The organism is Bacteroides sp. ET336 (assembly GCF_024733815.1).
Classification (GTDB): domain Bacteria; phylum Bacteroidota; class Bacteroidia; order Bacteroidales; family Bacteroidaceae; genus Phocaeicola; species Phocaeicola cellulolyticus.
Window position 1 is genome coordinate 15,067 of sequence record NZ_JANRHK010000010.1, and the last position, 22,727, is coordinate 37,793.

Annotated in this window: 20 protein-coding genes; 16 read left to right on the forward strand and 4 right to left on the reverse strand. The window is 37.4% G+C overall.

What is annotated here, in order from left to right:
• Positions 1-12 precede the first annotated feature (12 nt).
• A complete protein-coding gene (locus NW213_RS10140; protein ID WP_258322688.1) occupies positions 13-2,199 on the forward strand; it encodes a type IV secretory system conjugative DNA transfer family protein in 2,187 nt (728 codons plus the stop codon).
• Between the two features lie 200 nt (positions 2,200-2,399).
• A complete protein-coding gene (locus tag NW213_RS10145; RefSeq protein WP_375338137.1) occupies positions 2,400-2,726 on the forward strand; it encodes a glycoside hydrolase family protein in 327 nt (108 codons plus the stop codon).
• A 25-nt stretch (positions 2,727-2,751) separates the two neighbouring features.
• On the opposite strand, the gene NW213_RS10150 is transcribed toward NW213_RS10145, so the two are convergent.
• The 3 genes from NW213_RS10150 to NW213_RS10160 all read right to left on the reverse strand — a co-directional run bounded on the left by NW213_RS10150 (position 2,752) and on the right by NW213_RS10160 (position 5,883).
• Complete coding sequence (locus tag NW213_RS10150) at positions 2,752-3,657, reverse strand: hypothetical protein (protein WP_258322690.1); 906 nt, start codon at positions 3,655-3,657, stop codon at positions 2,752-2,754.
• 91 nt (positions 3,658-3,748) lie between these two features.
• Complete coding sequence (locus NW213_RS10155) at positions 3,749-4,249, reverse strand: hypothetical protein (RefSeq protein WP_258322691.1); 501 nt, start codon at positions 4,247-4,249, stop codon at positions 3,749-3,751.
• A gap of 98 nt (positions 4,250-4,347) precedes the next feature.
• Positions 4,348-5,883, reverse strand: coding sequence for an agmatine deiminase family protein (locus tag NW213_RS10160; protein WP_258322692.1), 1,536 nt, complete (start codon positions 5,881-5,883; stop codon positions 4,348-4,350).
• A 306-nt stretch (positions 5,884-6,189) separates the two neighbouring features.
• Here NW213_RS10160 and NW213_RS10165 point away from each other — a divergent pair, with 306 nt between their 5' ends.
• The 12 genes from NW213_RS10165 (at position 6,190) to NW213_RS10220 (ending at position 20,803) form a co-directional block, all read left to right on the forward strand.
• The gene (locus NW213_RS10165) at positions 6,190-6,432 is read left to right on the forward strand and encodes a helix-turn-helix transcriptional regulator (RefSeq protein ID WP_258322693.1); all 243 of its coding nucleotides are present in this window, start codon (positions 6,190-6,192) and stop codon (positions 6,430-6,432) included.
• Between the two features lie 11 nt (positions 6,433-6,443).
• Positions 6,444-8,282, forward strand: a complete 1,839-nt coding sequence (locus NW213_RS10170; protein ID WP_258322694.1) for a site-specific DNA-methyltransferase — start codon at positions 6,444-6,446, stop codon at positions 8,280-8,282.
• Positions 8,283-8,315: 33 nt separating this feature from the next.
• On the forward strand, positions 8,316-10,688 hold the full coding sequence (locus NW213_RS10175; protein ID WP_258322695.1) for a DEAD/DEAH box helicase family protein: 2,373 nt from the start codon (positions 8,316-8,318) through the stop codon (positions 10,686-10,688).
• A 5-nt stretch (positions 10,689-10,693) separates the two neighbouring features.
• The gene (locus NW213_RS10180) at positions 10,694-10,912 is read left to right on the forward strand and encodes a DNA modification system-associated small protein (RefSeq protein WP_005807162.1); all 219 of its coding nucleotides are present in this window, start codon (positions 10,694-10,696) and stop codon (positions 10,910-10,912) included.
• A 13-nt stretch (positions 10,913-10,925) separates the two neighbouring features.
• Positions 10,926-12,926 (forward strand): AAA family ATPase, encoded by a 2,001-nt coding sequence (locus NW213_RS10185; protein ID WP_258322696.1) that lies wholly within the window; start codon positions 10,926-10,928, stop codon positions 12,924-12,926.
• A gap of 5 nt (positions 12,927-12,931) precedes the next feature.
• On the forward strand, positions 12,932-14,518 hold the full coding sequence (locus tag NW213_RS10190) for an ATP-binding protein (protein ID WP_258322697.1): 1,587 nt from the start codon (positions 12,932-12,934) through the stop codon (positions 14,516-14,518).
• A gap of 34 nt (positions 14,519-14,552) precedes the next feature.
• Positions 14,553-16,439: a KAP family NTPase gene (locus tag NW213_RS10195; RefSeq protein WP_258322698.1), complete on the forward strand. Its 1,887-nt coding sequence runs from the start codon at positions 14,553-14,555 to the stop codon at positions 16,437-16,439.
• Positions 16,439-17,266, forward strand: a complete 828-nt coding sequence (locus tag NW213_RS10200) for a hypothetical protein (RefSeq protein WP_258322699.1) — start codon at positions 16,439-16,441, stop codon at positions 17,264-17,266. Before NW213_RS10195 ends, NW213_RS10200 begins: the two co-directional genes overlap by 1 nt.
• Positions 17,256-18,593 carry a Qat anti-phage system QueC-like protein QatC gene (gene qatC, locus NW213_RS10205; protein ID WP_258322700.1) on the forward strand — a complete coding sequence of 446 codons (1,338 nt, stop codon included), beginning with the start codon at positions 17,256-17,258 and terminating at the stop codon, positions 18,591-18,593. The genes NW213_RS10200 and qatC overlap by 11 nt, the downstream gene beginning before the upstream one ends.
• A complete protein-coding gene (locus NW213_RS10210; RefSeq protein ID WP_258322701.1) occupies positions 18,590-19,276 on the forward strand; it encodes a TatD family hydrolase in 687 nt (228 codons plus the stop codon). The genes qatC and NW213_RS10210 overlap by 4 nt, the downstream gene beginning before the upstream one ends.
• 11 nt (positions 19,277-19,287) lie before the next feature.
• Entirely contained in the window at positions 19,288-19,692 is a 405-nt protein-coding gene (locus tag NW213_RS10215; RefSeq protein WP_258322702.1) for a hypothetical protein, read from the forward strand.
• A 91-nt stretch (positions 19,693-19,783) separates the two neighbouring features.
• Positions 19,784-20,803: a hypothetical protein gene (locus NW213_RS10220; protein ID WP_258322703.1), complete on the forward strand. Its 1,020-nt coding sequence runs from the start codon at positions 19,784-19,786 to the stop codon at positions 20,801-20,803.
• A 5-nt stretch (positions 20,804-20,808) separates the two neighbouring features.
• On the opposite strand, the gene NW213_RS10225 is transcribed toward NW213_RS10220, so the two are convergent.
• Positions 20,809-21,450 carry a M23 family metallopeptidase gene (locus tag NW213_RS10225; RefSeq protein WP_258322704.1) on the reverse strand — a complete coding sequence of 214 codons (642 nt, stop codon included), beginning with the start codon at positions 21,448-21,450 and terminating at the stop codon, positions 20,809-20,811.
• 271 nt (positions 21,451-21,721) lie between these two features.
• Here NW213_RS10225 and NW213_RS10230 point away from each other — a divergent pair, with 271 nt between their 5' ends.
• The gene (locus NW213_RS10230) at positions 21,722-22,474 is read left to right on the forward strand and encodes a DUF4099 domain-containing protein (protein WP_258322705.1); all 753 of its coding nucleotides are present in this window, start codon (positions 21,722-21,724) and stop codon (positions 22,472-22,474) included.
• A gap of 33 nt (positions 22,475-22,507) precedes the next feature.
• Positions 22,508-22,717 carry a hypothetical protein gene (locus NW213_RS10235; RefSeq protein WP_004312159.1) on the forward strand — a complete coding sequence of 70 codons (210 nt, stop codon included), beginning with the start codon at positions 22,508-22,510 and terminating at the stop codon, positions 22,715-22,717.
• Positions 22,718-22,727: the final 10 nt, after the last annotated feature.

Sequence of the window (22,727 nt, forward strand, 5' to 3'; positions counted from 1 at the left end):
AAAACTGCTTTAATGGAAGAAACTAAAGAACTACAGACCACGTATAAAATATTCCGCTACTTGATTTATCTGTCACTGATAGTGGAATTTTTCGAATATGCCATTAATCCTGAACTACTGGATTATTGGAGTGGCATCCTGTGCGATATTCATGACCGTATAAAACGGTGGTATATTTATCAGGACGGCAACCTTATATGGAGTAAAATAGCTACCTTTATACTTATCTGCATTACATGTATAGGTACCCGTAACAAGAAGCATCTGGAATTTGATGCTCGTCATCAGGTATTCTACCCATTATTTGGTGGACTCGTTGTATTGATATTGTCTATTTGGCTTTACGGCCAAAGTATGAGTATGAAATTCTATACAATCAGTTTGAACTACTGGTTGTATATGGTTACGTCAATCATCGGTACAATATGTATACATGTAGCCCTTGACAATATATCCAAGTTCTTAAAGGAAGGACTTCTGAAAGACCGTTTCAACTTTGAGAACGAGTCATTCGAGCAATGCCAGGAATTGCAGGAAAACAAATACAGTGTCAATATACCCATGCGCTATTATTACAAGGGAAAATTCCGCAAAGGATGGGTGAACATTGTCAATCCCTTCCGTGGTACGTGGGTTGTCGGTACACCGGGTTCAGGTAAGACTTTCTCCATTATCGAACCATTTATCCGTCAGCACAGCGCAAAGGGCTTTGCCATGGTTGTGTACGATTATAAGTTTCCGACCCTCGCTCAGAAATTATACTATCATTATAAGATAAACCAAAAAGCTGGGAAAGTTCCCAGGGACTGTAAATTCAATATCATCAACTTTGTGGATGTAGAGTATTCCAGACGCGTCAATCCTATCCAACAGAAGTATATCGGAAATCTTGCTGCTGCCAGCGAAACTGCTGAGACCTTGTTGGAATCACTGCAGAAAGGAAAGAAAGAAGGCGGTGGCGGTAGCGACCAGTTCTTCCAGACTTCCGCCGTAAACTTCCTCGCTGCTTGTATCTATTTCTTTGTTAACTATAAGAAAGTACCTTACGACAAGGACGGCCATGCCCTCATAGCAGAGATGACCACAGAACCGAAGACACACAGACCCAAGTCTACAGGCCGAGTATTTGACCAAACAGGTAAGGAAGTGGAACCTGAATATTGGTTGGGGAAATACAGCGACATGCCTCATATCCTATCCTTTCTGAATCAAGACTACCAGACCATCTTTGAGGTACTGGAGACTGACCCTGAAGTAGCTCCCCTATTGGGGCCGTTCCAAACAGCCATGAAGAACAAGGCGATGGAACAGTTGGAAGGTATGATTGGTACACTGCGTGTCTATACATCCCGTCTGGCCACCAAGGAATCCTATTGGATATTCCATAAGGATGGTGATGATTTTGACCTGAAGGTGTCTGATCCGAAGAATCCGAGTTATCTGCTTATAGCCAACGACCCTGAAATGGAAAGTATTATCGGTGCCTTGAATGCACTGATTCTGAACCGTCTCGTAACCCGTGTGAATACCGGTCAAGGTAAGAATATTCCTGTGAGCATCATCGTGGATGAGTTGCCTACACTCTATTTTCACAAGATAGACCGACTGATTGGTACCGCCCGAAGTAACAAAGTGAGTGTCACACTGGGATTTCAGGAACTACCGCAGCTCGAATCCGATTATGGGAAAGTGGGTATGCAGAAAGTTATCACAACAGTGGGTAACGTAGTCAGTGGCTCAGCAAGAGCAAAAGAGACTTTAGAGTGGCTTTCTAACGACATCTTCGGTAAGATTGTCCAGCTAAAAAAAGGTGTAACCATTGACCGTGACAAGACCTCCATTAATCTCAACGAGAATATGGACAGCCTTGTTCCAGCAAGTAAAATTTCTGATATGCCCACCGGTTGGATCTGTGGCCAGTCCGCCCGTGATTTTATCAAGACCAAGACAGGACGTGGCGATAGCATGAACATTCAGGAGTCTGCCGAGTTCCAAACCTCCAAGTTCTATTGCAAGACTGATTTCGACATGAAAAAGATTGCAGAAGAGGAAGCGAACTACAAGAACTACCAGATACCGAAGTTCTACACCTTCCCTTCAAAGGATGCCAAGGAACGCATTCTGTACCAGAACTTCGTAAGTGTCAATCTTGATGTCAAGAACATGATTGACGAGATAACCAAATTTAAAGTAAAATGAATTTCAGGATAATAGCAACTTTTGTCATATTCTTATTTGGTATGAGAGTTAACGGCCAGACGGTAACGCCGTCTGAGCCACTCTCTAAAAGCCTAACGATTTTCGACCTTCCACCTTTTGAAAGAGCAGTCTGTTGTATCAAGTACTATGAGGGACTACATCGAAAAAAAGACTATCCTTACGTTGGATATGGACATCGACTGCGACCCGGAGAAAGGTATTCATCCGAGATGACTACCACAGAATCAGAGTCACTTCTCCGTAAAGACCTTAAAGAACTCTGTTCATTGTTTCGCCCCTATGGTAAAGACTCACTTATACTCGCAGCATTAGCTTATAATGTAGGAGCCTTCAAGCTGTTAGGATTAAAAGGTAAATACCCCAAAAGTACAATTCTAAAGAAACTCGATTCCGGAGATAGGAATATAAAAAATGACTATGTGAAGTATTGCCACTGGCGTGGAAAGAAGATTGTTTCCATAGAGCGACGACGATATGCTGAATTTATACTACTCTTTTCACCATAGTAATCTTTAAACATTATCAAGAATTCTACTTACAAGTTTTATTAAGATTTATATTTTCAGACGGTAAAATGCCTTTTACATTTAATGTATCAAGTTGTTTTACCACAATTGAATCAGGAACGATTGTTTTACTTTGAATAATAGCCTCTTTTATTTCTTTCAATTGTGAATCTTCAATCTTCGCAGGTGAAGCACATTTATTAACCAGAAGAGGAACAATGACAGAAAACAAAACAGCCATTGCAGATATAAATAATGACCAGTTTGTCTTGTTTATTTGTTTCTCTTGCCACACATTATTTGCATCCATTTGCTCTTTGTGATGAGAATCACTTCTCTCAATCTGTTCGATATGATGATTATTATTCTCCTCCAGCTGCTTTTCAAAATTTCTTTGTTCAATTGTTTTGTATTTGTTTTTAACAAAGTCTTCAAGCAGAGGCAATGGATAGACTACTTTGTTTGCATATTTTTCCAAATAGTCAACAAAGTCAATAAATACTTTATGCTGTGCATCTACAGAACATAATGCGATAATATCCTCATTTTCAATCCAAAATCTATCATTATCCTTATCGTACTTATATTTTTCCCGATCATATAACATTCTTTCGTTATCATTCTTGATTTCAAATGATAAGGTTTGAATTTTTACAAAATTCTCCTTTTCAAGCTCTTCTACAAAGTATAAAAAATCAGCCACTTGGAAATAGCTTTTTCTCAATGCATCCCAATTAATTTCTTTACTATTAATGTTTCGTATAGAATAAAAAACTAAAGTTTTATTAGTTTCAATATTCCATTTTAGAGCAAAGCAGTTTAATTCTTTGCGTAGTAATGTTGCAACTTGTAGCTCTTCTAACCTTGCTGATTGCTTTAGTTGAACAAGTTTTTCTAATAGTTGCTTTTCGTTTTCTGTTAACTGTCTCATAATTGTAGTCTAATTAAAGAATTTAATCTGCGAATACCATTCCATGTTTTTTATCTTTGTACATTGTATATTGAGTATAAACATTTAAGGACTATTTGCCATTGCTATATTCGTGTATAACAGCCTTCTGAGCCTCATTCAATGCATCCCATTGTGTTCCTCCAGGAGTTAACACCATATCCATTATCGCCTTTCTGGTTTCTTTCGGCAAAGACTTCCATTGTTCTTTTTCCTTATCAGAGAATGCTCCTGGCACTAACATATTCAAGACATCCAAAGCTGTAAGTTCGTTATTCGTTGCTTCTGACAACGACTTCTTCACGTCTCTTTTGGTTGCACAGGTATCAACGGATAAAGCCAAACCGGTAGTGTCATTCAATACTGACACTCCACAAAATCCAAACATTTTAGCAAGCAAGTCTTTGGAGATAGTAAATTGAGCATTTCCCCTTTTGTTTGCCCTGCTTTTGGATAGAGAATTGTGAACCATCGTCTGTGTTTTAGGTAAAGACATTCGAACTTGTGACTGAGCATAAATTCGAGGGATGACCACAAACATTGCCAATACTGATATGATTAAATACCTACCCATATAAATTCCTTAATTTAATCTACAAATTTACAAAGAATTAGCTTAAATGAATTACATAAGTCAATATAAATGCAGCTTCCTCTCTAAGCTAAATTCCATTATCTCCGAATGTTCCAGCTGATACAATGTAAAGCACCACCTTCCTCTGCTACTTCAGCCATTTCAATTTGATGAATCTCGCAATCAGGGAATGCTTCATGTATATATTGCCAAGCAATAGCATCCTCTTTAATATTGAATATTGGCATGAAAATCTTGTTACCGATTTGCAAAAAATTGATGTAAGCCCAATTCAGATCAGTGCGTGAAGAAGTCACCTTATCCGCAAATCGCATCTCTGTGACTACAAAGCCATATTCTTCAAGAATACGTCGGATAGCGGCAGCTTCTTCCGGGTATTGATCTCCATGATTACCCATCAGGATACGGTTGCCACCACACCATTTGACAAATCCATCAGAATGACCATACTTGTCTGTATCACGAGCATTAAAGTCACCGTGCATTTTCCATGGAATTATAATCACGGGATGTCCAAGTTCCGACTCCAACTCAGATTTGAACACTGCATCCTCTTTTTCTTTACCATTCTCGGTGAACACCTTATCCGTCATCACAATATAAGGACCACATGGAACCATATTTCCGCCGTCAATTATTAGTTTTGTTGAACGACAACTTATCCCCATTCCACGTAGTACGTTAGTACATTCGGTCCTTGTTTCAGCATCCTCTGGATTCTTGCTCTTCATCAGATAGTCAGGATAATATTGGTACTTCAAGAACTTATTCTCACTCAACTGAATAGGCATATAGTCGCGTGTCCAATAATCTCTGGTGCATTTTAACTCTTTGGGTTCTATGCCGCAATCCTTCAGAAGTTTAGTCAGACGCTGATAAAATTCCGGATGTCCATCCTTCTTATCCTTCAACCTGGGTGACAGATAGATTTCATTTATTTCAATGTCATGTAGCAACTGGTCACACCGCACATATCTGTATCGCTTATCCTTAAAAGAGGAAAACTCTTCGTGTAACTCTTTTCTGTCTGGATGTGATAGATATTCTCCAAGTATATAATCCACTTTACTTTCAATAGTCTGCTTACCGGTTAGAAGATTCAATCTGGGTTTACAAATATATCCAACCATACCGTTATTGCGCTCTACAAGAGTAGGAAAATTATAGTCCTGTTCAATCGCATAATGGAGTCTGAACAGCTCTGCACAAGCCCAAGGTCCTTCTAAAATATCGTTTTTATCCTCGCTAACTAACTGACGGATCAGAATACCTCCAAAGTAAGAGCTATCATCCAATATATACTTATTCACCTTTTTCCCAGTGCTGTCAGTCCCTTCCTTTTTACAAATATCACTTGGAAAATTCAAATCTATACCTCCAAAATCATTCACGTACCAACAAAATGAATTAGAAAAACGAGGATGAGTGATTATGTCACGATGATGCTTATTGTAGAAGTAAAACTCAATCTCTTTGAAAAGATAGATTTTTTCTCCCTGTTGTATCGCAAAATTTTCAAACAGTAATTTCGCTATCTGAGTAAATCGCAACTCTATCTCTGCTGTACTTATTTCAGCATTAAGAGACATTAATTCTTTGAGCTCTGCAATCATTTTTTACTATAACACTTTAATATCAAAATTAAAACTTTATACGGTTGCTTTTAAAAGATCTATGAAATTACCTCAAATCTTTTTGAAGATGATTCAACCGTTTTATTATAGAATACATATTTTCATTATATATTTAATGCTTAAAATTTCAATCAGTAAAGATAGTCATATTTCAATAAATGACTCAATTTAAATTAATAATATTGATGTGATTCGCAATTTTTATTATAAATTGGTCTATAAGAATGGCGGTTAATTAAATTTTATTCATTACTTTTGTAATAATATGAAATAATCATCACTAAAATGAAAGTGAGAAAAGATATAAATCGAATTAAAGTTGTTCTCGTTGAGAAGAAAAGGACAAACAAATGGCTTGCTGAACAACTCGGAAAGGATCCTGCTACAGTGTCTAAGTGGTGTACAAATACAGCGCAACCAGGACTAGAAACACTGTTGCAGATAGCCAGGGTTTTGGAGGTTGATGTTAAAGAATTGCTTAACTCTTCATTGGAAAGCGATATTCAAATGGTTAGGCTTGTTAAATAACAGAAAAAATTATGGATAGAAATGAACTAATAAATAAGATACGCGAAATAGATAGTTTGACAAATGACGAGAAATCGGCATTAATTGAGTTACTTCGCAAACAAAAGAAATACGGACTAGTATGGGAAAATAAACCTGAAGATGTTGAGGAACGTCTTCGTGAAGAGTTACCCGTTCTAATTGAAGACATAAGTAAAGCGATCATCAACACAGCTGCAGATGTCCCTAACCATATTCTTATCGAGGGAGATAACCTAGAAGCCCTTACAGCTCTTACCTACACGCACGAAGGGAAAATTGATGTAATTTATATTGATCCCCCATATAATACAGGGAAAAAAGATGAGTTTAAATATAATGATAAATATGTTGATGCACAAGATGAATATAGACATAGTAAATGGTTATCATTTATGTCAAAAAGATTACGTCTGGCTCAAAAACTATTAAAAAATACTGGTATAATTTTTATTTCAATTGATGATAATGAAGTTGCTCAGTTGAAATGTATTTGTGATGAAATTTTTAATACTTTCACTGATAAAACAAGAACAAATTGTTTAGGTGTTCTTGTTTGGGATTTAGGGACCGGAACTCAGGCTGGTCATTTTACCAGAGCTCATGAATATGTGTTAGTATATGCACTTAATAAAGATAATGTCGCAAACTTTAGTGGTGGTGAAGGAGAAATCGATCATTCTGCATTAAAAAAAATTTCCAAAAAGAATCCTCCTGTTTTATTTAGATTTAAAGCAGGAACTAAATTTCTTGCACCTAATGGGACAGAATTATGTAATGAATGGGGAGATTCAGAAAAAACAAAGCTTATTTCTGGAAGGATGGTAGCAGAAAATGGAGCTTTAAAGTACGATGTAGAACTGGAAGCTGGCTTCGCTATGGTTAAACAAATGAAGTCATGGTTTAATGGTGAATTCACTGTAGATTCAAAAGGTCAACAAGTTACAGAGTTTTATTTTAATAGTACAGGAGTTTTGCATTACAAAAAGCAACGCTCAGTTATTAATCCGCCAAGTGTAATAAAGGAGTGTGGCTCAACTAAAACTGGTTCGACAGAATTATCAGACATAATTGGAAGTTCAGATACATTTGGCTATCCTAAACCTTCAAAACTGATTAAATTTCTATTATCATTACAAAATAACAACATAACTGTTCTTGATTTTTTTGCTGGGAGTGGTACAACATTGCATGCTGTTATGCAACTAAATAAAGAAGATGGAGGACAACGTCGATGCATTCTTGTAACAAACAACGAAAACGAGATATGTGAAAAAGTTACATATATTCGCGCAAAAAAAGCTATAAAAGGGTATAAAACTTCTGCAGGAAAAGTTTTTGAAGGCTTAAACAGAAACAACCTACGTTATTATAAAACAGATTTCATATCGCGAAACCAAACACCTCAGAATATGCGTGCATTGGTCGCTGCCTCTACAGGCTTGCTCTGTATAAAGAATGATATTTACAGAGAGACTAAACTTGCTGGACGGAATATAAGCCCGAAAATTGCTCGCTATTTTGAAGAAGGCAATAATCGTATGCTCATAATATACGATGAACGAGCCATATCTGCCATTGCTGAAATCCTTGAAACAGTTGAAACGGGGAAAGATAAAATAAAAGTTTATGTATTTTCTCTGAGTAGTTATGCTTTTGATGACGAGTTTGTAGAAGTTGCTGATAAAATACAGCTTTGCGCATTACCAGACGCAATTTATCAAGCTTATAAAAAAGTTCTACCAAAGCGCCGCCCTAAATTCTTGCCGGAAGCAATGGAAGAAGAGCAACACAATGATACCGAAAACAATTTGTCAATGGATGAAGCATAAGAACAGTACTAAAATGTAAAAAGGAAGGAAACAATGAAAAATATACAATATCAGCAAAAGGCCGTAAGCGAACTGGTGGAAAAGACCATCGGGTTACTTTCACTTAGCGGAAATCGCCATACGCTCGTGTTCAAAGCACCAACTGGCAGCGGAAAGACAGTTATGGCATCGGAGATGCTTATACGGCTGAACAATGAACTGGCCGAACGCCCAGACGCACCGTTCACCGAAGTGGCATACATCTGGATCGCGCCTAACAAGCTTCATGAGCAGAGCTACTTCAAGATGAAAAACTATTTCACGGAAACAAAAATTCTGCGTCCAGTTATTTATGATGAGCTTGACCATTCAATAGAAGGATACATACATCCCGGAGAAATTCTATTCGTAAACTGGGAAAGTATCAACAAGGACAATGCTGTGATGGTGCGTGAGACAGAACTTTCGGCTTCACTATACGATATTACCCGTCGTACACAGGAAGATAATGCTATCCCGATAATAGTAATCATAGACGAGGAGCACATGTTTGGAAGTCGCAATGCGAGGAAATCGGAAAAAGTGCTGAGCAACATCTGTCCGAAAGTGGAAATCCGCATTTCAGCCACACCTCTACCGGAATCAACCGCAAAGGCGGAGGAACAGGTTACGGTTCCGCGAGAACGTGTTATTGCAGAACAGATGATCAAGGAAAGTGTCATTCTGAATCCGGCACTGGAGTTCAATCCGATGCTTGGTACATTGAACCAGCAACTTATCAATCTTGCTTTGAAAAAGCGCGAAGAACTGGCGGATACCTATCGGAAAGAAGGAGTGGACATCAATCCGTTGCTCCTGATACAATTGCCAAATGATGGGGAGGCAATGACTGGGGATGATAATTCGGTCAAAGAGGAAGTTCTGACCTATCTTGACAGCATCAAAGGAATCAATGTAGCGAACGGAAAGCTCGCAATATGGTTGAGTAACGAGAAGACTGACAATCTGCAAACAATAGCCAATCCTGATGATATCACAGAAGTTTTGTTGTTCAAACAGGCCATTGCTTTGGGTTGGGATTGTCCGCGAGCTGCCGTATTATTGATCTTCAGGAAAATAGAAAGTTTCACTTTCTCTGCACAAACAGTAGGACGTATTCTCCGTATGCCTGAGCAACGTTTTTATCAAAATAATCTGTTGAACAGAGGTTACGTCTATACAAACCTCAGTAAAGATATTATTGAAATCGTAAAAGACGATATGGACTATCTGTCGTCACTCCATGCTGTGCGCCGGATGAACCTAAATAACGTATCGCTTATTTCGGAATACAATGAACGCACATCTGCTGACCGTAATCGTTTGGGATCTGATTTCAAAAAGATTCTCATGGAGACTTTTGAAAGAAACTGGCTTGTAACGAATTGTATGCCTTTATTATTTACTGCGGCAGAACTGGATGGGATGCCGGAGGAAGAAATAAGTGAGGAAGATCGGGTAAGTCAAACTTATAAAAACCGTAAAGCCGTAGAAGATAAAATCAATTTTAATGTAAAGAGCATTGGAATTGAGATTGTGGAAGACCTCAGTATTACAGGAGAAGTAGGCCAGACCATGATTCGCAATAAAGCAAAATACGTGCGTACCATGCAGGAACTTAATACCGCTTATATGGCTTTTTGTGCAAAGATGCTTGGCAACGGCTATGAAAAAGTCAGCATAAAGACTTTAGCCGTGGCTCTTTTGGAAATTATGGAAGATTTGTTCGAGCTGTTTGAGAGCGAAGCAATCAAAGTCATACTATATCATGGTAATCGTCCTAAGTTTGCTGATATTATAGAAAGAGCATTGAAACAATATGCTATTATCCTTCAACGTCGTCGTGCCGCATATCGTGCAAAAGGATATGTGAAATACACATGGGAAGTTCCAGCAGACAGATTCTACCAGGAAGACACGAACAGAGTGTGTCCAAAGATAGAAAACCATGCGTTGATGCCGTATATTCAAGAAAACAGGGTATCTTCACCCGAACTGAAGTTTACGGCATTTTTAGAGGAAAACAAGGAATATATAGACTGGTGGTACAAAAACGGAGACTCAGGTAAACAACATTATGCCATTAGCTATACTAATGTAGATGGTAATAAGGCGCTGTTTTATGTTGATTTTGTGATACGAATGAAAAACGGCCAAGTTTTTCTGTTTGATACCAAGAGTGAAGACAGTGACAAGAACGCTCCATGTAAACACAACGCTTTGATTGATTATATCCATAACAAGGAAAATGCCGACAAGCACTTGAAAGGCGGTGTGATAATCCAAACTAAAAACGGGGAAAATTGGAAATATTGCCCGATGAAAATAGAGAACACAACAGACATATCAAGTTGGGACAGTTTCCATCCCGATGAATATAAAGCATAACGGTTATGGCAAAAGGAATCGACCCTAAATTTGTGCATTACGGCATCCGCAAAGATGATCTTGCTACGATTGAAGCCATTTGTGAAGCCGACAATATTGACTTCGACTGGCTTAGTGAGGAAATACTGAAAGCATATCACGCCAAAAAGGTGGATGTGATAGAAATGAGTGACAGCGATGCGGAAGAGATAATTCGCGCCGCCATACAAAAAGTACGTCAATAATGAATTTGTAGCCATGCTAATACAAAAAATAAAGATAAGTAATTTTAAGACCTACCTGTCACTTGATCTTGATCTGACGGTAGATGATGACCGTCCGATTATACTTATCGGCGGTTCTAATGGCGGTGGAAAGACAACTCTGTTTGAGGCTATAAGCGGTGCGCTTTATGGACTTAAAATAGAGAATAAGGAACATTTTATGGAATTGCTCAATCAGGGTGCAATAAACAAGGTGAAGCCGGAAATCAGTCTGCAAATAACATTTGTAGGAAAAGTGTTAGGGCAGCAACAGAAGTATATCCTAAAAAGAATATACCAGTTAAATCCGCAAGACCGTCCGCTTGAAAGCGTATCCCTGAACATGAACGGAAATATGTATGTGTATGGCACTATGACTGCACCGAAAGAAAGAGTACGTGCAGAACAAGAAATCAGTAAAATCATCAAAGCCAATCTGCCACAGGAATTGAGCCAGTATTTTTTGTTTGATGCCATGCAGTCAAGTGAACTACTGAAGAAAAACGTGTTCCAGCAGACCATCCGCGACAATTTTGAGAATGTACTTGGATTCAAGAAGTATCTACAATTGAAACGGGCATCTGAGAAATTGCAACAGGAATGGGCGCAGCAACGATTGGAAGCCGAACAAGAAGCCAAGGAATACAACAATCTGTGCAGTCAGAAAGAAGGTCTTGTTGCTGAAGTGAACGCTTGTCTTGCCGAGCAGGACAGGTTATACAAATATATGGCATCGGTCGAGGACGAATATCAGCGTGCCAAAGAAGGAGCGCAACAGGCCATGAACCTGAACAAGCGTATTCAGGATGTTACCGGGAAAATCCGGGCAATAACCGATGAAGCTGCCGATTATGCCGAAAATCTAAAAACATTTATCGAGAATATCGAGATAAATGTCTTTCTGCCTAAGCTGGCATCCAATCTTTCACAGGAAATCAACAACATACTACGCATAAAAGAACAATTGTTGAAACAGAGCACAGGTGCCTATCCGATAGAGACACTCCGTGATGTGACGGCAAAGATTATTGAGTATCTGAAAGAACTGTCATTGTGTAGTCAAGCTGTAGAGGTAGAAAATGTGGTAGCCCACATGGTTGCCTTACAGAGTACGACGAACACGAAAGACCCATACGACTTTTTGGATGATGCCGAGGTTAATGCACTTAAAGAATTACCCAAGAAAGGAGGCAACAACCAGTTCGTTACACTTGACCGCAGAAGACAGAATATGGAAATAAAGCTTGCTAACCTGGATAATCTGCGGACAGAAAAACGAACGCTTGAACAAACACAGATCGGAGGTAACAATCTTCTGATAGCAAACTATGAGAATGCCAAACGAACTGTCGAGAAACTGAAGTTGCAGGAGGATAGTTTGAAAAATGAAATTCAACGTCTGGAGAAACGGATTCATCAGTACGATGTACAGATTCAACAGGAGCCGGACATCAAGTTTGACACCTTGGTAAAACTCCGTCCTTTTTTTGATAAGGTTGCTGACAGCTTGCTGAAAAAGAAAAAGGTCCAAATAGAAACAGAAATGCAATCACAACTCAACAAACTGTTGGTTTCATACAAAGGACATGTAGGCAGGGTTGAGTTGTCTGACAGTATGGAGAATTTCAATATCAGACTATATCACACAGCCGGAAATGAAATATCCTTGAACCAGCTCAATGCAGCATCGAAACAGATATTTATTCAAGTATTACTAAAGGTATTGCGTAACTTAGGAGACTACAACCCGCCGGTAATGATTGACACGGTAATGGGTGTACTTGATAATGAGAGTCGTGACGCATTAATGGAAGAATACTTCCCTCAGTTAGCGGAACAGACTATATTACTCTGTACTACATCAGAAATACGAACAGACAGCGATTATCTGAAATTGGAACCATTTATATCAAAGACCTATACTCTGCATCGTAATGTGGAAGAACAGAACACCACTGTAGAAGAAGGTTATTTCGGAATACCTCTTAATCAGTAACGACTATGAGCATAATAAATTTTTCAAATACCCGCCAGATGGAAGGATTGCTTGACGAAATCAGTCAGGTTAAGGAACTTATAGAGAATAAAATCAACTTGTCTCGTGCCGCTGACAGGGAGAAACGGGTCAGTCTCACGCTGAACAAAGTAATGCGTATCTGCTTTATAGTAGGACTCAGCATTACTGCAGAACGTAAGGATGAAAACTATAAGGACATACAACTGTCAACGTCTTCAACTCGTATTGTGCCCAGTTTCTTCACCATGCACGACCTGTCTACCTTATACTCCGCTTTATTGAAATTACGTTATGCGAATCTGAATATAGACTGGTCACAGAACGCTACTGTTTCTCGTATCATTGCCTCTGAAATGTTGCGTGGAAGAGATTATTTATTGGAAGAGAACAATCTTGATTCCTTCTTGTATGCAGTCAATAATAAGGTAGCCATGGCGAAAGATATACCTGTGCTCAATCTGATTATCGGTAACTATGGAGATGCCGAGATGGAAGCCACACTTGACATCAACAGTAGGAACATTACCAACTCACAAATCATTATAGCTGGAGCAACTGGTTCAGGTAAAACCAACTTGTTAGCCGTTTTGATGCAGCAGTTCCGGGCATTGTCTTCTGAATCCCAATATCCGGTAAACTTCCTGTTGTTTGACTATAAAGGCGAGTTCAGCGATATTCAGAACAATCATTGGCTGTCACAATTCGACGTGGACCGAAGCTGTATCTTAGATCCTATAGAGCATCCCCTACCGTTCACTCCATTTAAGGACTTCACTGGGCGACCTATAAATGAGATAAACCTCTATTCATCTGAAATGGCTTCAGCCCTTTGTTCGATAGACCGAGTATCCGCAAGTGCTAACATGAATAATCGTCTGAGCGAAGCCATAGTAGAAGCATATAAGAAGACTGATGGATCACCTATTACATTCTCTATGATGTTGGAGGAATACCAGGCAAAAATGGTGGATTCCGCAAAAGACGACAGTATTTCATCAGTATTGAAGCAGTTGGTTCGTGCAAACATATTTGAGGAAGAGGACAAGGCAGATCTTATCGGAGACTGTTACATTATAAAGATGGACGGTTATCCAAAAGACGGTCCGATAGCCAAGGCTATTGTGTACTTCATCATATCCAAGCTGAATAATATATACGAACAGCTTGAAAAGCAGGCGACCAATGAGGATGTGGTACAGATTCGTCACTTCTCTATCATAGATGAAGCCCATTATATGCTTGACTTTGATAACCGGCCATTACGTAATCTGATTGCTGTAGGTCGTAACAAGGGATTGAGTATTATCCTTGCAACCCAAAACATGAGCAGTTTCAAGAGCAAAGGTTTTGACTTTTATGCCAATGCCCAATATCCTCTTATCATGAAGCAACAGACCATCGACGACAAGGTTATAAAAGACCTATATGGAGTTAGTGGCCAGGAATTGCAAGAAGTACGAACAGCAATAGCTGGGCTTCAGAAAGGTGAGCTAATTATAAAAGACCAAATGGCTTTTGCTTTAGGTATGGGTAAGAAATATAAGAAGATCAATGTAACACATTTGATATAAATTAGATTACTCAACTATCTTAAATTGGAATTGTATGTGGTCAGATATTGAAACTTCAAAAGATTTATTGGGTTACATGGTTCACGCTTCATTGTTAAAAGATGTCGTGACAAATGAAAATAATTTACCAATTACCATAGGACTATATGGGGATTGGGGATGTGGAAAATCTAGTATTCTCAAAATATTAAAGGAAGAACTGGAAAAAGAAAATGACTGTGTTGTCGTATATTTTGATGGTTGGTCTTTTGAAAGTTTCGATGATGCAAAAATGGCCTTAATACAAGGGATTATTGATGCTCTAGAAAATAATGAACGCTTTTGGGAAAAAATAAAAGATGATACAGAGGAAACAGTAGAGAAGTTTAAAAAGAGTTTCAAGAAACTCCGTAAATCGATTAGTTGGATGAGACTATTAAAATGGGCTGTAACAACAGGTGCACCAATTGCTGCGGCTGGAGTGACAGGAGGTGCATCTCTTATAATCCCCACATTATTGGATCTCTTCAATAAGAATAAAGGTAAGTTAGATGAAGTTTTAACAAACGAACACGCAGAGCAACTACTTAGAGACACTTTATTTAAAGATGATGAAGAAAAAAAATATGAAGCAGTGCGTGAATTTAGAAAAGACTTTGAGGCTTTAATAAACAATAGCAAACAGGGAAAAATTGTTGTATTAATTGATGATCTGGACAGATGTTTGCCTCGGCATATTATAGACAATCTTGAAGCTATCAAATTGTTTCTGAATGTTCCTAAAACTGCATTCGTGATTGCGGCTGATAGGTTTATTGTTTCTAATGCAATAAAGAGCGAATATAAGACTATTATCGAAGAAGGTGAAAAACAAGATAATCGTCCTAATCTCGGTGATTCATATATGGAAAAATTTATACAAGTTCCTTATAATATTCCTGCATTAAGTCGTAAAGAAGTAGAAACTTATGTAACACTCCTTTTTTGTCAATCTCTTCTCTGTGAAAAGCTATTTGATAAAGTGCAATCTGACTTCGTTGATTTCAGTAACAAAAATAAATTTGATAGGTATGGTTGGGATAACATTCAAGAGATATTAAAGGATGAGTACGAAAATAAACAAGCTTTATATGAAACGATAGGTTTCGTAACACGTTTCTCAAATATTATCGGTCGATCATTGCGCTGGAATCCGCGATTAATCAAACGATTTTTAAATGCTTATGAAATAAGAGCTAATTTGTTGGCAAAATCGGATATATGTGATACTAAGAATAAGTTTGCATTGCTTAAACTAATGCTAATTGAACAGCAATATATTGAGCAATTTAAGCAACTCAACAGTTGGATTATGAATGCAAAAGAGACATCCGAGGAATTGCTTAAAATAGAAAGCTATTCTCTGAGTGACAGAAAGGGAGAGTTGGAATTTAAAGATTGGAAACAAGATGACTTGTTACAGATTATTTCAGAAGAGCCTAAATTTAGTTCAGTCAATATGAAAGAACTCTTTTGGGTGTCTCGTGATAATATGGTTGTTGATATGAGCGGTATATCATTAGTTCCTTCGCGAATAAGAACTATTTTCAAAGAGGCCTATGATGCTACTGATAAAATATGCAAAAATGTTATTCAAACAAAAGTGGTTAATATGACACAAGACGATCTTAGGGACTTTTTTAATCTTCTTGACGCACAAATTGCTACTTCACCAAACGTAAAAAATGGCTATTGTATTTATTGTATTTGTGATACAGAGAATATTGATGGAGCTTACGAACATTTGAAAGCAATAATATCGCGTATAGACGTTACAAAAATCCCTATTTCAATCGGGAATAGATTTCATGATTTGCTTATCAAACATAATAATGATGCCGAGTTCCGAGAATTTTTGTCTAAGAACTCAAAGTTAATTAAAACAATTGACAGTGCACAATAATGGGAACATCACATAGACATACTCCAGGAATTGCTGGAGAACCTAATTGGGGGAAAGCATCTTCTGCTTTAACTAATGTTGCAAAAACGGAAGAAAAGTCCGAGCAGTTAACAAACAATCCTCCAACTAATGTAAGTAATAAACAAATAGCTAAACGTCAAACAAATTATTCAAAATCAATTACTAAAGGATATCACCATGCCGTACGCAATTTAGTTCGTGCGGCTGGTGGACGAACTAAGGTTAGTAGTGGCTCTTCACGAGCTTTAGGACGAGCAGGTATTTATGTTGCAAGTGCTTTAGCAAGTACAATTGCTGCCATTGCTCAAAAAGGGTTGAATAATTGGCTTTCGGAGAAAGGCTTTGGCAGTAGTGCTGGAAAAACATGTATTGAGATCCTTCATTTTCTCCGCGAATATCTTAGTTGTGATGTAGTTGGCATGGATGATACAGCTGCAAATGAGGCGTTGGAATATATTCTTGATAAATTTGAAGATAAGATTGACGAAGATGCCTCCAATTTTGATGAGGTCATGAAAACAACAATGTCCACTTCTGAAATAAATGAGGTTATTGACGAATATATGGGTATGTATGTTTATAGTCATCTTTCTCAAGATTTTAAGGAAAAACTTGAACATGAAAGAGGGACAACAATTACAACTGCAACATTAGAAGAAATTAAAGATCTCATAATGGATGATGTTCACAGAGGTTATAACGGCCATACCTCATCTACAATAGATTGGACTGGAAAAGAAGGAAAAGACTTTATACAACATGAATTTAATAGAATAATCTATATCATTTCAGGCAATGAAGATTAATGTTACCACATATAAAACAGAAAAATTTAGTAAACGGGATTATCGTTTAACAATTGGCTTAAATATTGATACTCTTAAGTCGAAAATTATTAATTCTTCTGCTGTCATTCAATTATTTCCAATTACCTATTTTCATGGAAAGATTGCAGAAGAAGCTTATGGGCTTCTATACTTATCCGCAATAGTCTATGCAATTGATAGGTCTGTGGATAGGCATATATACTCTATTGACGGATGGTCAAGAGAGTTTGACGTGGATATTGTAATACCTAAACATGAGCACTTTATTACGATACAAGATGAAATAAATAAAATGCTTTCTTTCCTAACTGGAGATTATTGGAACTGTAGATTTGTAGATGAAGCTGATGTGGTATATCCTAAATTCAAAACACATACTGACTATGATAATATAAAGCAAGTAATCTTATTTTCGGGCGGATTGGATTCTCTTATAGGTGCAATAGACTATCTATCTCAAAATCCTAATGATCATCTGTATTTATCTTCGCATTATGATAGGTTTATGGGAGGTCCAAAAAATGACCAAAAAAAAGTAAGGCAAGCTTTGATAAAAAAATATAAAAGCTCTCTTAAATATAGAGATGCTGTCTTAATTACGCCAAAACTTTCGATTGAAATGTCATGCCGTTCACGCTCTTTTATGTTTTTTGCTTTAGCTACAATAGTTGCTTCATATGCTAAATGCGATGTCGTAGTTCCAGAGAATGGATCAGTATCATTAAATTACCCATTGTCTCCTTCTCGCAGAGCATCTTGTAGTACAAGAACAACGCATCCATTATTCATAATGCGCTATCAGAATATGATTAATGCACTTGGACTAAATATACGAATATATAATCCTTATGAGTTCATGACCAAAGGAGAAATGGTTCAACAGTGTGCTGACAAGAATTTCTTATTACAAGTAGTTGATCTATCAAATTCTTGTGGTAAGAGAAATATGCATCAACAGATGTATGATAATCCTAATGCAACACACTGTGCTCATTGTATGCCATGTATGTATCGTAAAGCGGCTTTGTTGGGAGAATTGGATCCTACATCATATGGTAACCATTTGGAAACTATTTTCAAAAAACATAAGTACTCTGTATCTAATGATTTTTTTGCCATGCTCGATTTTTTAAAATCTAGTATTTCTAAAGAAGACATAAAAAAAGAACTCTACATTGCAGGAATGAGTGGATTCACAAATATAGATCGATATGTTGACCTTGTTATTCGTACAAGAAAAGAGTTAGAAGATATGTTGCGCGCAGAAAACTGTCAGTTAATTAATCAATATATGGGTTGGATATGATAATTGATACGCACTGTCATATTGATATGCTTCCTAATCCTGAATCATATCTTATGGAAAAAGAACAAAGTGGAGATATAACTATTGGAATGACTAATTTGCCAAGCCATTTTACAATGGGTATTCCCTACTTTAATGAATTAAAGAAATCTCGATTAGCGTTAGGATTTCATCCTCAATTAGCTCAATCACACATTGCAGAATTAAAAGATTTTCCAAATCTTATTTCAAAAACATCATATATAGGTGAAGTTGGTTTGGATTTTAGCAAAAGCCACATAAATAGCAAAGATACTCAACTTAGTTGCTTTAACTTTATTTGTCAATGTCTGCAAGGAAAAAACAAAATAGTGAGTGTTCATTCCCGTAAAGCTGAGAATGAAGTTTTAGATATTCTAAAAAAACACTCAGTAAAAAATGTAATCTTTCATTGGTATACTGGGCCATTAGGATTAATTGAGGATATAGTAAATGCAGGTTATTATTTCTCAATCAATGAAGCAATGACAAAAACAATTTCGGGTAAAAAAATTATCGATAAGATTCCCCAAAACAGAATACTTACAGAAACGGACTTTCCATATAACAAACAATCAAACATTACCAATGCTATTTTAAATTGTGGTTTGACAGAAGTTCTTATTCAGTCCAACTTTAAGAATCTAATAAAATCCATTTTATAATTTTAAAAGATATGAATTCTATCCGCATATTTCTATTAAAAGGAAAAGAAAGCATGATTAACCATGTAAAGAGCATTCAAACATTGGGATGTGCCTACTGGAAAAAATCTCGCAATAAAAAATTGGAGGTTGGTGATATATGCTATCTATATCTCATTGGTAAAGGTCATTATCAAGTGCGCTATCGCCTCGAAGTTGTAGATACAAACTGTACTCGCAATGATAGCTCATGTTGGATTGCTCCGTTCAAAGCAGATAATAACTGTTATAAACTCGTTCCAACAGCAGAGATGTATATGGGTAATAAATTATCTTTAGACACTCTTGAAAATATAGGTGTCAATCGTCATAGCCAGTTCAAGGAACTCAATGAATATCAGGAAGTCTTTTTGAGTCAATATTTCCGTGAACTTTAAAATCACATAAAAGCAATTATATTGTAAAATATAAAAGTATGCTATTCGATAGATGATCAAGAACTAACAGAATTAAAAGGATAATTTGAAGATGGAGAAGACTATCAAAGGAATAAAATACTACCTTCCGAGCAAATTAACTTCGGAACAAGAAGCGATTTATATACACATCATAGACTGGAAACGTAAAAATATTACCACCCAAAGAGGTTTATATAGAGGACATGAGTACGATGCGATTTTCCCAAAAGAAACTCCTCTCCCGAAAATGTTGTACAAGCCGATAGTCCCATTGCTGGAGGAAATGCAACAAGGCAATTTTGCTTATAAACCCCATAAATTTGCAAATCATGCTGTCAGTTCTCAGACTGCATGCATCAACCTTTTCATGCCTTTACTCCACTCTAAAGATGCAGACCGCATATTACCTATAATTCCTGGATGTCCTTCGGATTTTAGTAGAATAGCACGAAACAAACTTTTCCATGGGTTCTGTTTTGAATATTGGGGACAAGATATTAAACAAGGAACGGGCGTCTTGAATGACCACTCCAAACGAGCTGGGACTGATGCAGATGTAGCCATTGCTTATTATAACAATGAAGATAAATTATGTCTGTGGCTGATTGAGCATAAACTGAGCGAAAAAGAGTTTACCATTTGTGGAGCGTACACGAGCGAAGCAAATTCATGTAAAGAGAATTGCACTCTATGTACACTCATAGACATTGCTCATAATCCTAAGAAATGCCATTATCATATAATCGGATATGAATACTGGGATATTCTAAAGAAGAATTTGGATAAATTCCAAGGCTCAATAAATATTAAAGGTTGCCCATTCAAAGATGGACTTAACCAACTATGGCGGAATCAGATGCTTGCATTTGCGTTGCAGGGAAAAGGGGCATATAATACAGTGACTTTCTCGGTATGCCATCATGCCAAAAACACCATGTTGGATAAGTCAATCAATAGATACAAAGCATTGACTTGCGGAAATCAAATGTTCAGTTCTTTCACCAACTATGATATAATGAGAGCTATAACTACGCAAGATTATGACTTGCAGAAATGGGTACAATGGTATAAAGAGGTCTATTGCTTTTAAACCCATTACAATACAGTCAAGGCTGCCACACAACTTTGTCGGGTGGCTTCTATATGTTTGAGAATGAGCATCGGGTCTATGCTATTTCCATTAAACTTGCAGGTTATATGCAGATGTTCTCCTGTACTGCGACCAGTACTTCCGGTAATTCCAACGATTTCTCCAGCCTTTACTGACTGACCTTGATATGCAAGTATGCGTGAAAGGTGGCAGTAGCTTACTATAAAATCACCGTGTTTAAGTATTACATATTTACCTGAAACCCTATCATGCCCAACCTTCACCACTTCGCCTGCCATCATTGCAAGAACTTTTGCATTCCTTGCATGAAGATCCAAACCATTGTGGAATTTTCGTTTGCCTGAGAAAGGATTTTTCCGATAGCCGTAAGGTGAATTGATTTTAATCTTAGACAGTGGATAGCTCACACTCATATAACGTGCTATTTGCTCTTTCATGGAATCATGCTTCAAAGAATCCTTCAATATCAGATTATCCGCAAGAGAAGAAGTATTTATCTCTTGTGGATTTTTAGTCTTATGGATTTGGTGATTATGCAAACGTCCAACCGTATTAAATTGAGCTTTTATTGTGGTACCTGACATCAATGAGAGAAGTACCATCATGAGTATGTTTCTAATTTCCATGAAACAAAATTACATATCTCTATTACCATGGGATAAAACTCACATACTTCAAGTGATTTTTCTAACTTTATTTATGCTAATAGTATGATTTTAATCAAAAAATCATACTTCTTTCATAATGATATATAAAACTTAAGGCATGATATACCCATTCTTCTGATTCTCTAATCACACCTTATATTTTTGTTTCTGGATTAGCAATTACAGTTCTTCATAAGACAATGAAATACTGTTATGGAAGAAATAATAATGTATTAAAAAAAGGTAACAAATGAATTACAACTTTGATGAGAATGAAATGCCCTACGGCATTCTCGAACGTTTTGGATTGACACAGGAGATGATTGAGGATCTGCCGACAGACGTTTTGCAGAATATTCTCAATGGCCGGCATTCTCCAGTCTTACCTGTCCATATCACTGCAGATGATAGTGAAGAAGTTAAAGCAAGAACACGATTCTGCCTTGTCAGAATGCCAGAAGGCAATGTAGATATTCTCTTCTTTCCGAAGCTTGACGAGTATGATTTCAAAGTATTCAATGAGCAGCAGAAGCAAAACCTTCTTGCAGGCAAACCAATTATCGGACATTTGGAGAGCAACGAGTCTGGCAACGAACTCGGTACTAAATGTTTCTTTCAGCTTGACCAGGAAAGCAAACAAGTGCTGAGCGTACCAACCCCTGTCATAGGCAGGAACATTCAATATCTTACAGATCGTTATCATCTTACGGGTGCTGAGATGCAGAAACTGCAGAACGGAGAAATCCTTTCTATCATTGAAGACGATGATGAGATTTCCATCGGTATCGATCTGAATTCAAATACGGGTATCCGTCTCGCTGCAGGTAATGAACAAGTTTGGCGCAGAGAAGCCAAACGGGAATGGGACAAATACAACTTCGGTATTTTCGGTTGTTGGACCATGGACGAAAATGGTAATCTTGACTATATCCATGAGGAGGACTACTCTGAAGAAATCTGGAATGAGCAGAAGAAACAAGGTATGCGCATGATGCAACGATAAACCAATGTAACAACCATCAATAACAAATCCAATATGGCAAATATCAAATACTATCCAGAAGACGAGCTTGTACAGAAAGTACAGAGTGGAGAATACGGTTGGCTCGATTACATCAATCACCACTCACCGGAATGGCAGGAAGAATACACCGAATTCTGTAATGAAAGGAACCTTGTAGTTAACGAAGAATCAGCCGAAGATTTTATCGAATGGAAAGGCGAGCTTGTTGAAACTGGCGAATAATCAACATTTA

Excerpts from the sequence above, each read along its gene's own strand:
- NW213_RS10215 (WP_258322702.1), top strand. The coding sequence starts at position 19,288 with ATGAATTCTATCCGCATATTTCTATTAAAAGGAAAAGAAAGCATGATT.
- NW213_RS10190 (WP_258322697.1), top strand. The coding sequence starts at position 12,932 with ATGAGCATAATAAATTTTTCAAATACCCGCCAGATGGAAGGATTGCTT.
- NW213_RS10200 (WP_258322699.1), top strand. The coding sequence starts at position 16,439 with ATGGGAACATCACATAGACATACTCCAGGAATTGCTGGAGAACCTAAT.
- NW213_RS10195 (WP_258322698.1), top strand. The coding sequence starts at position 14,553 with ATGTGGTCAGATATTGAAACTTCAAAAGATTTATTGGGTTACATGGTT.
- NW213_RS10155 (WP_258322691.1), bottom strand. The coding sequence starts at position 4,249 with ATGGGTAGGTATTTAATCATATCAGTATTGGCAATGTTTGTGGTCATC.
- NW213_RS10140 (WP_258322688.1), top strand. The coding sequence starts at position 13 with ATGGAAGAAACTAAAGAACTACAGACCACGTATAAAATATTCCGCTAC.
- NW213_RS10185 (WP_258322696.1), top strand. The coding sequence starts at position 10,926 with ATGCTAATACAAAAAATAAAGATAAGTAATTTTAAGACCTACCTGTCA.
- NW213_RS10230 (WP_258322705.1), top strand. The coding sequence starts at position 21,722 with ATGAATTACAACTTTGATGAGAATGAAATGCCCTACGGCATTCTCGAA.
- NW213_RS10165 (WP_258322693.1), top strand. The coding sequence starts at position 6,190 with ATGAAAGTGAGAAAAGATATAAATCGAATTAAAGTTGTTCTCGTTGAG.
- qatC (WP_258322700.1), top strand. The coding sequence starts at position 17,256 with ATGAAGATTAATGTTACCACATATAAAACAGAAAAATTTAGTAAACGG.
- NW213_RS10225 (WP_258322704.1), bottom strand. The coding sequence starts at position 21,450 with ATGGAAATTAGAAACATACTCATGATGGTACTTCTCTCATTGATGTCA.
- NW213_RS10150 (WP_258322690.1), bottom strand. The coding sequence starts at position 3,657 with ATGAGACAGTTAACAGAAAACGAAAAGCAACTATTAGAAAAACTTGTT.
- NW213_RS10170 (WP_258322694.1), top strand. The coding sequence starts at position 6,444 with ATGGATAGAAATGAACTAATAAATAAGATACGCGAAATAGATAGTTTG.
- NW213_RS10180 (WP_005807162.1), top strand. The coding sequence starts at position 10,694 with ATGGCAAAAGGAATCGACCCTAAATTTGTGCATTACGGCATCCGCAAA.
- NW213_RS10175 (WP_258322695.1), top strand. The coding sequence starts at position 8,316 with ATGAAAAATATACAATATCAGCAAAAGGCCGTAAGCGAACTGGTGGAA.
- NW213_RS10235 (WP_004312159.1), top strand. The coding sequence starts at position 22,508 with ATGGCAAATATCAAATACTATCCAGAAGACGAGCTTGTACAGAAAGTA.
- NW213_RS10160 (WP_258322692.1), bottom strand. The coding sequence starts at position 5,883 with ATGATTGCAGAGCTCAAAGAATTAATGTCTCTTAATGCTGAAATAAGT.
- NW213_RS10220 (WP_258322703.1), top strand. The coding sequence starts at position 19,784 with ATGGAGAAGACTATCAAAGGAATAAAATACTACCTTCCGAGCAAATTA.
- NW213_RS10210 (WP_258322701.1), top strand. The coding sequence starts at position 18,590 with ATGATAATTGATACGCACTGTCATATTGATATGCTTCCTAATCCTGAA.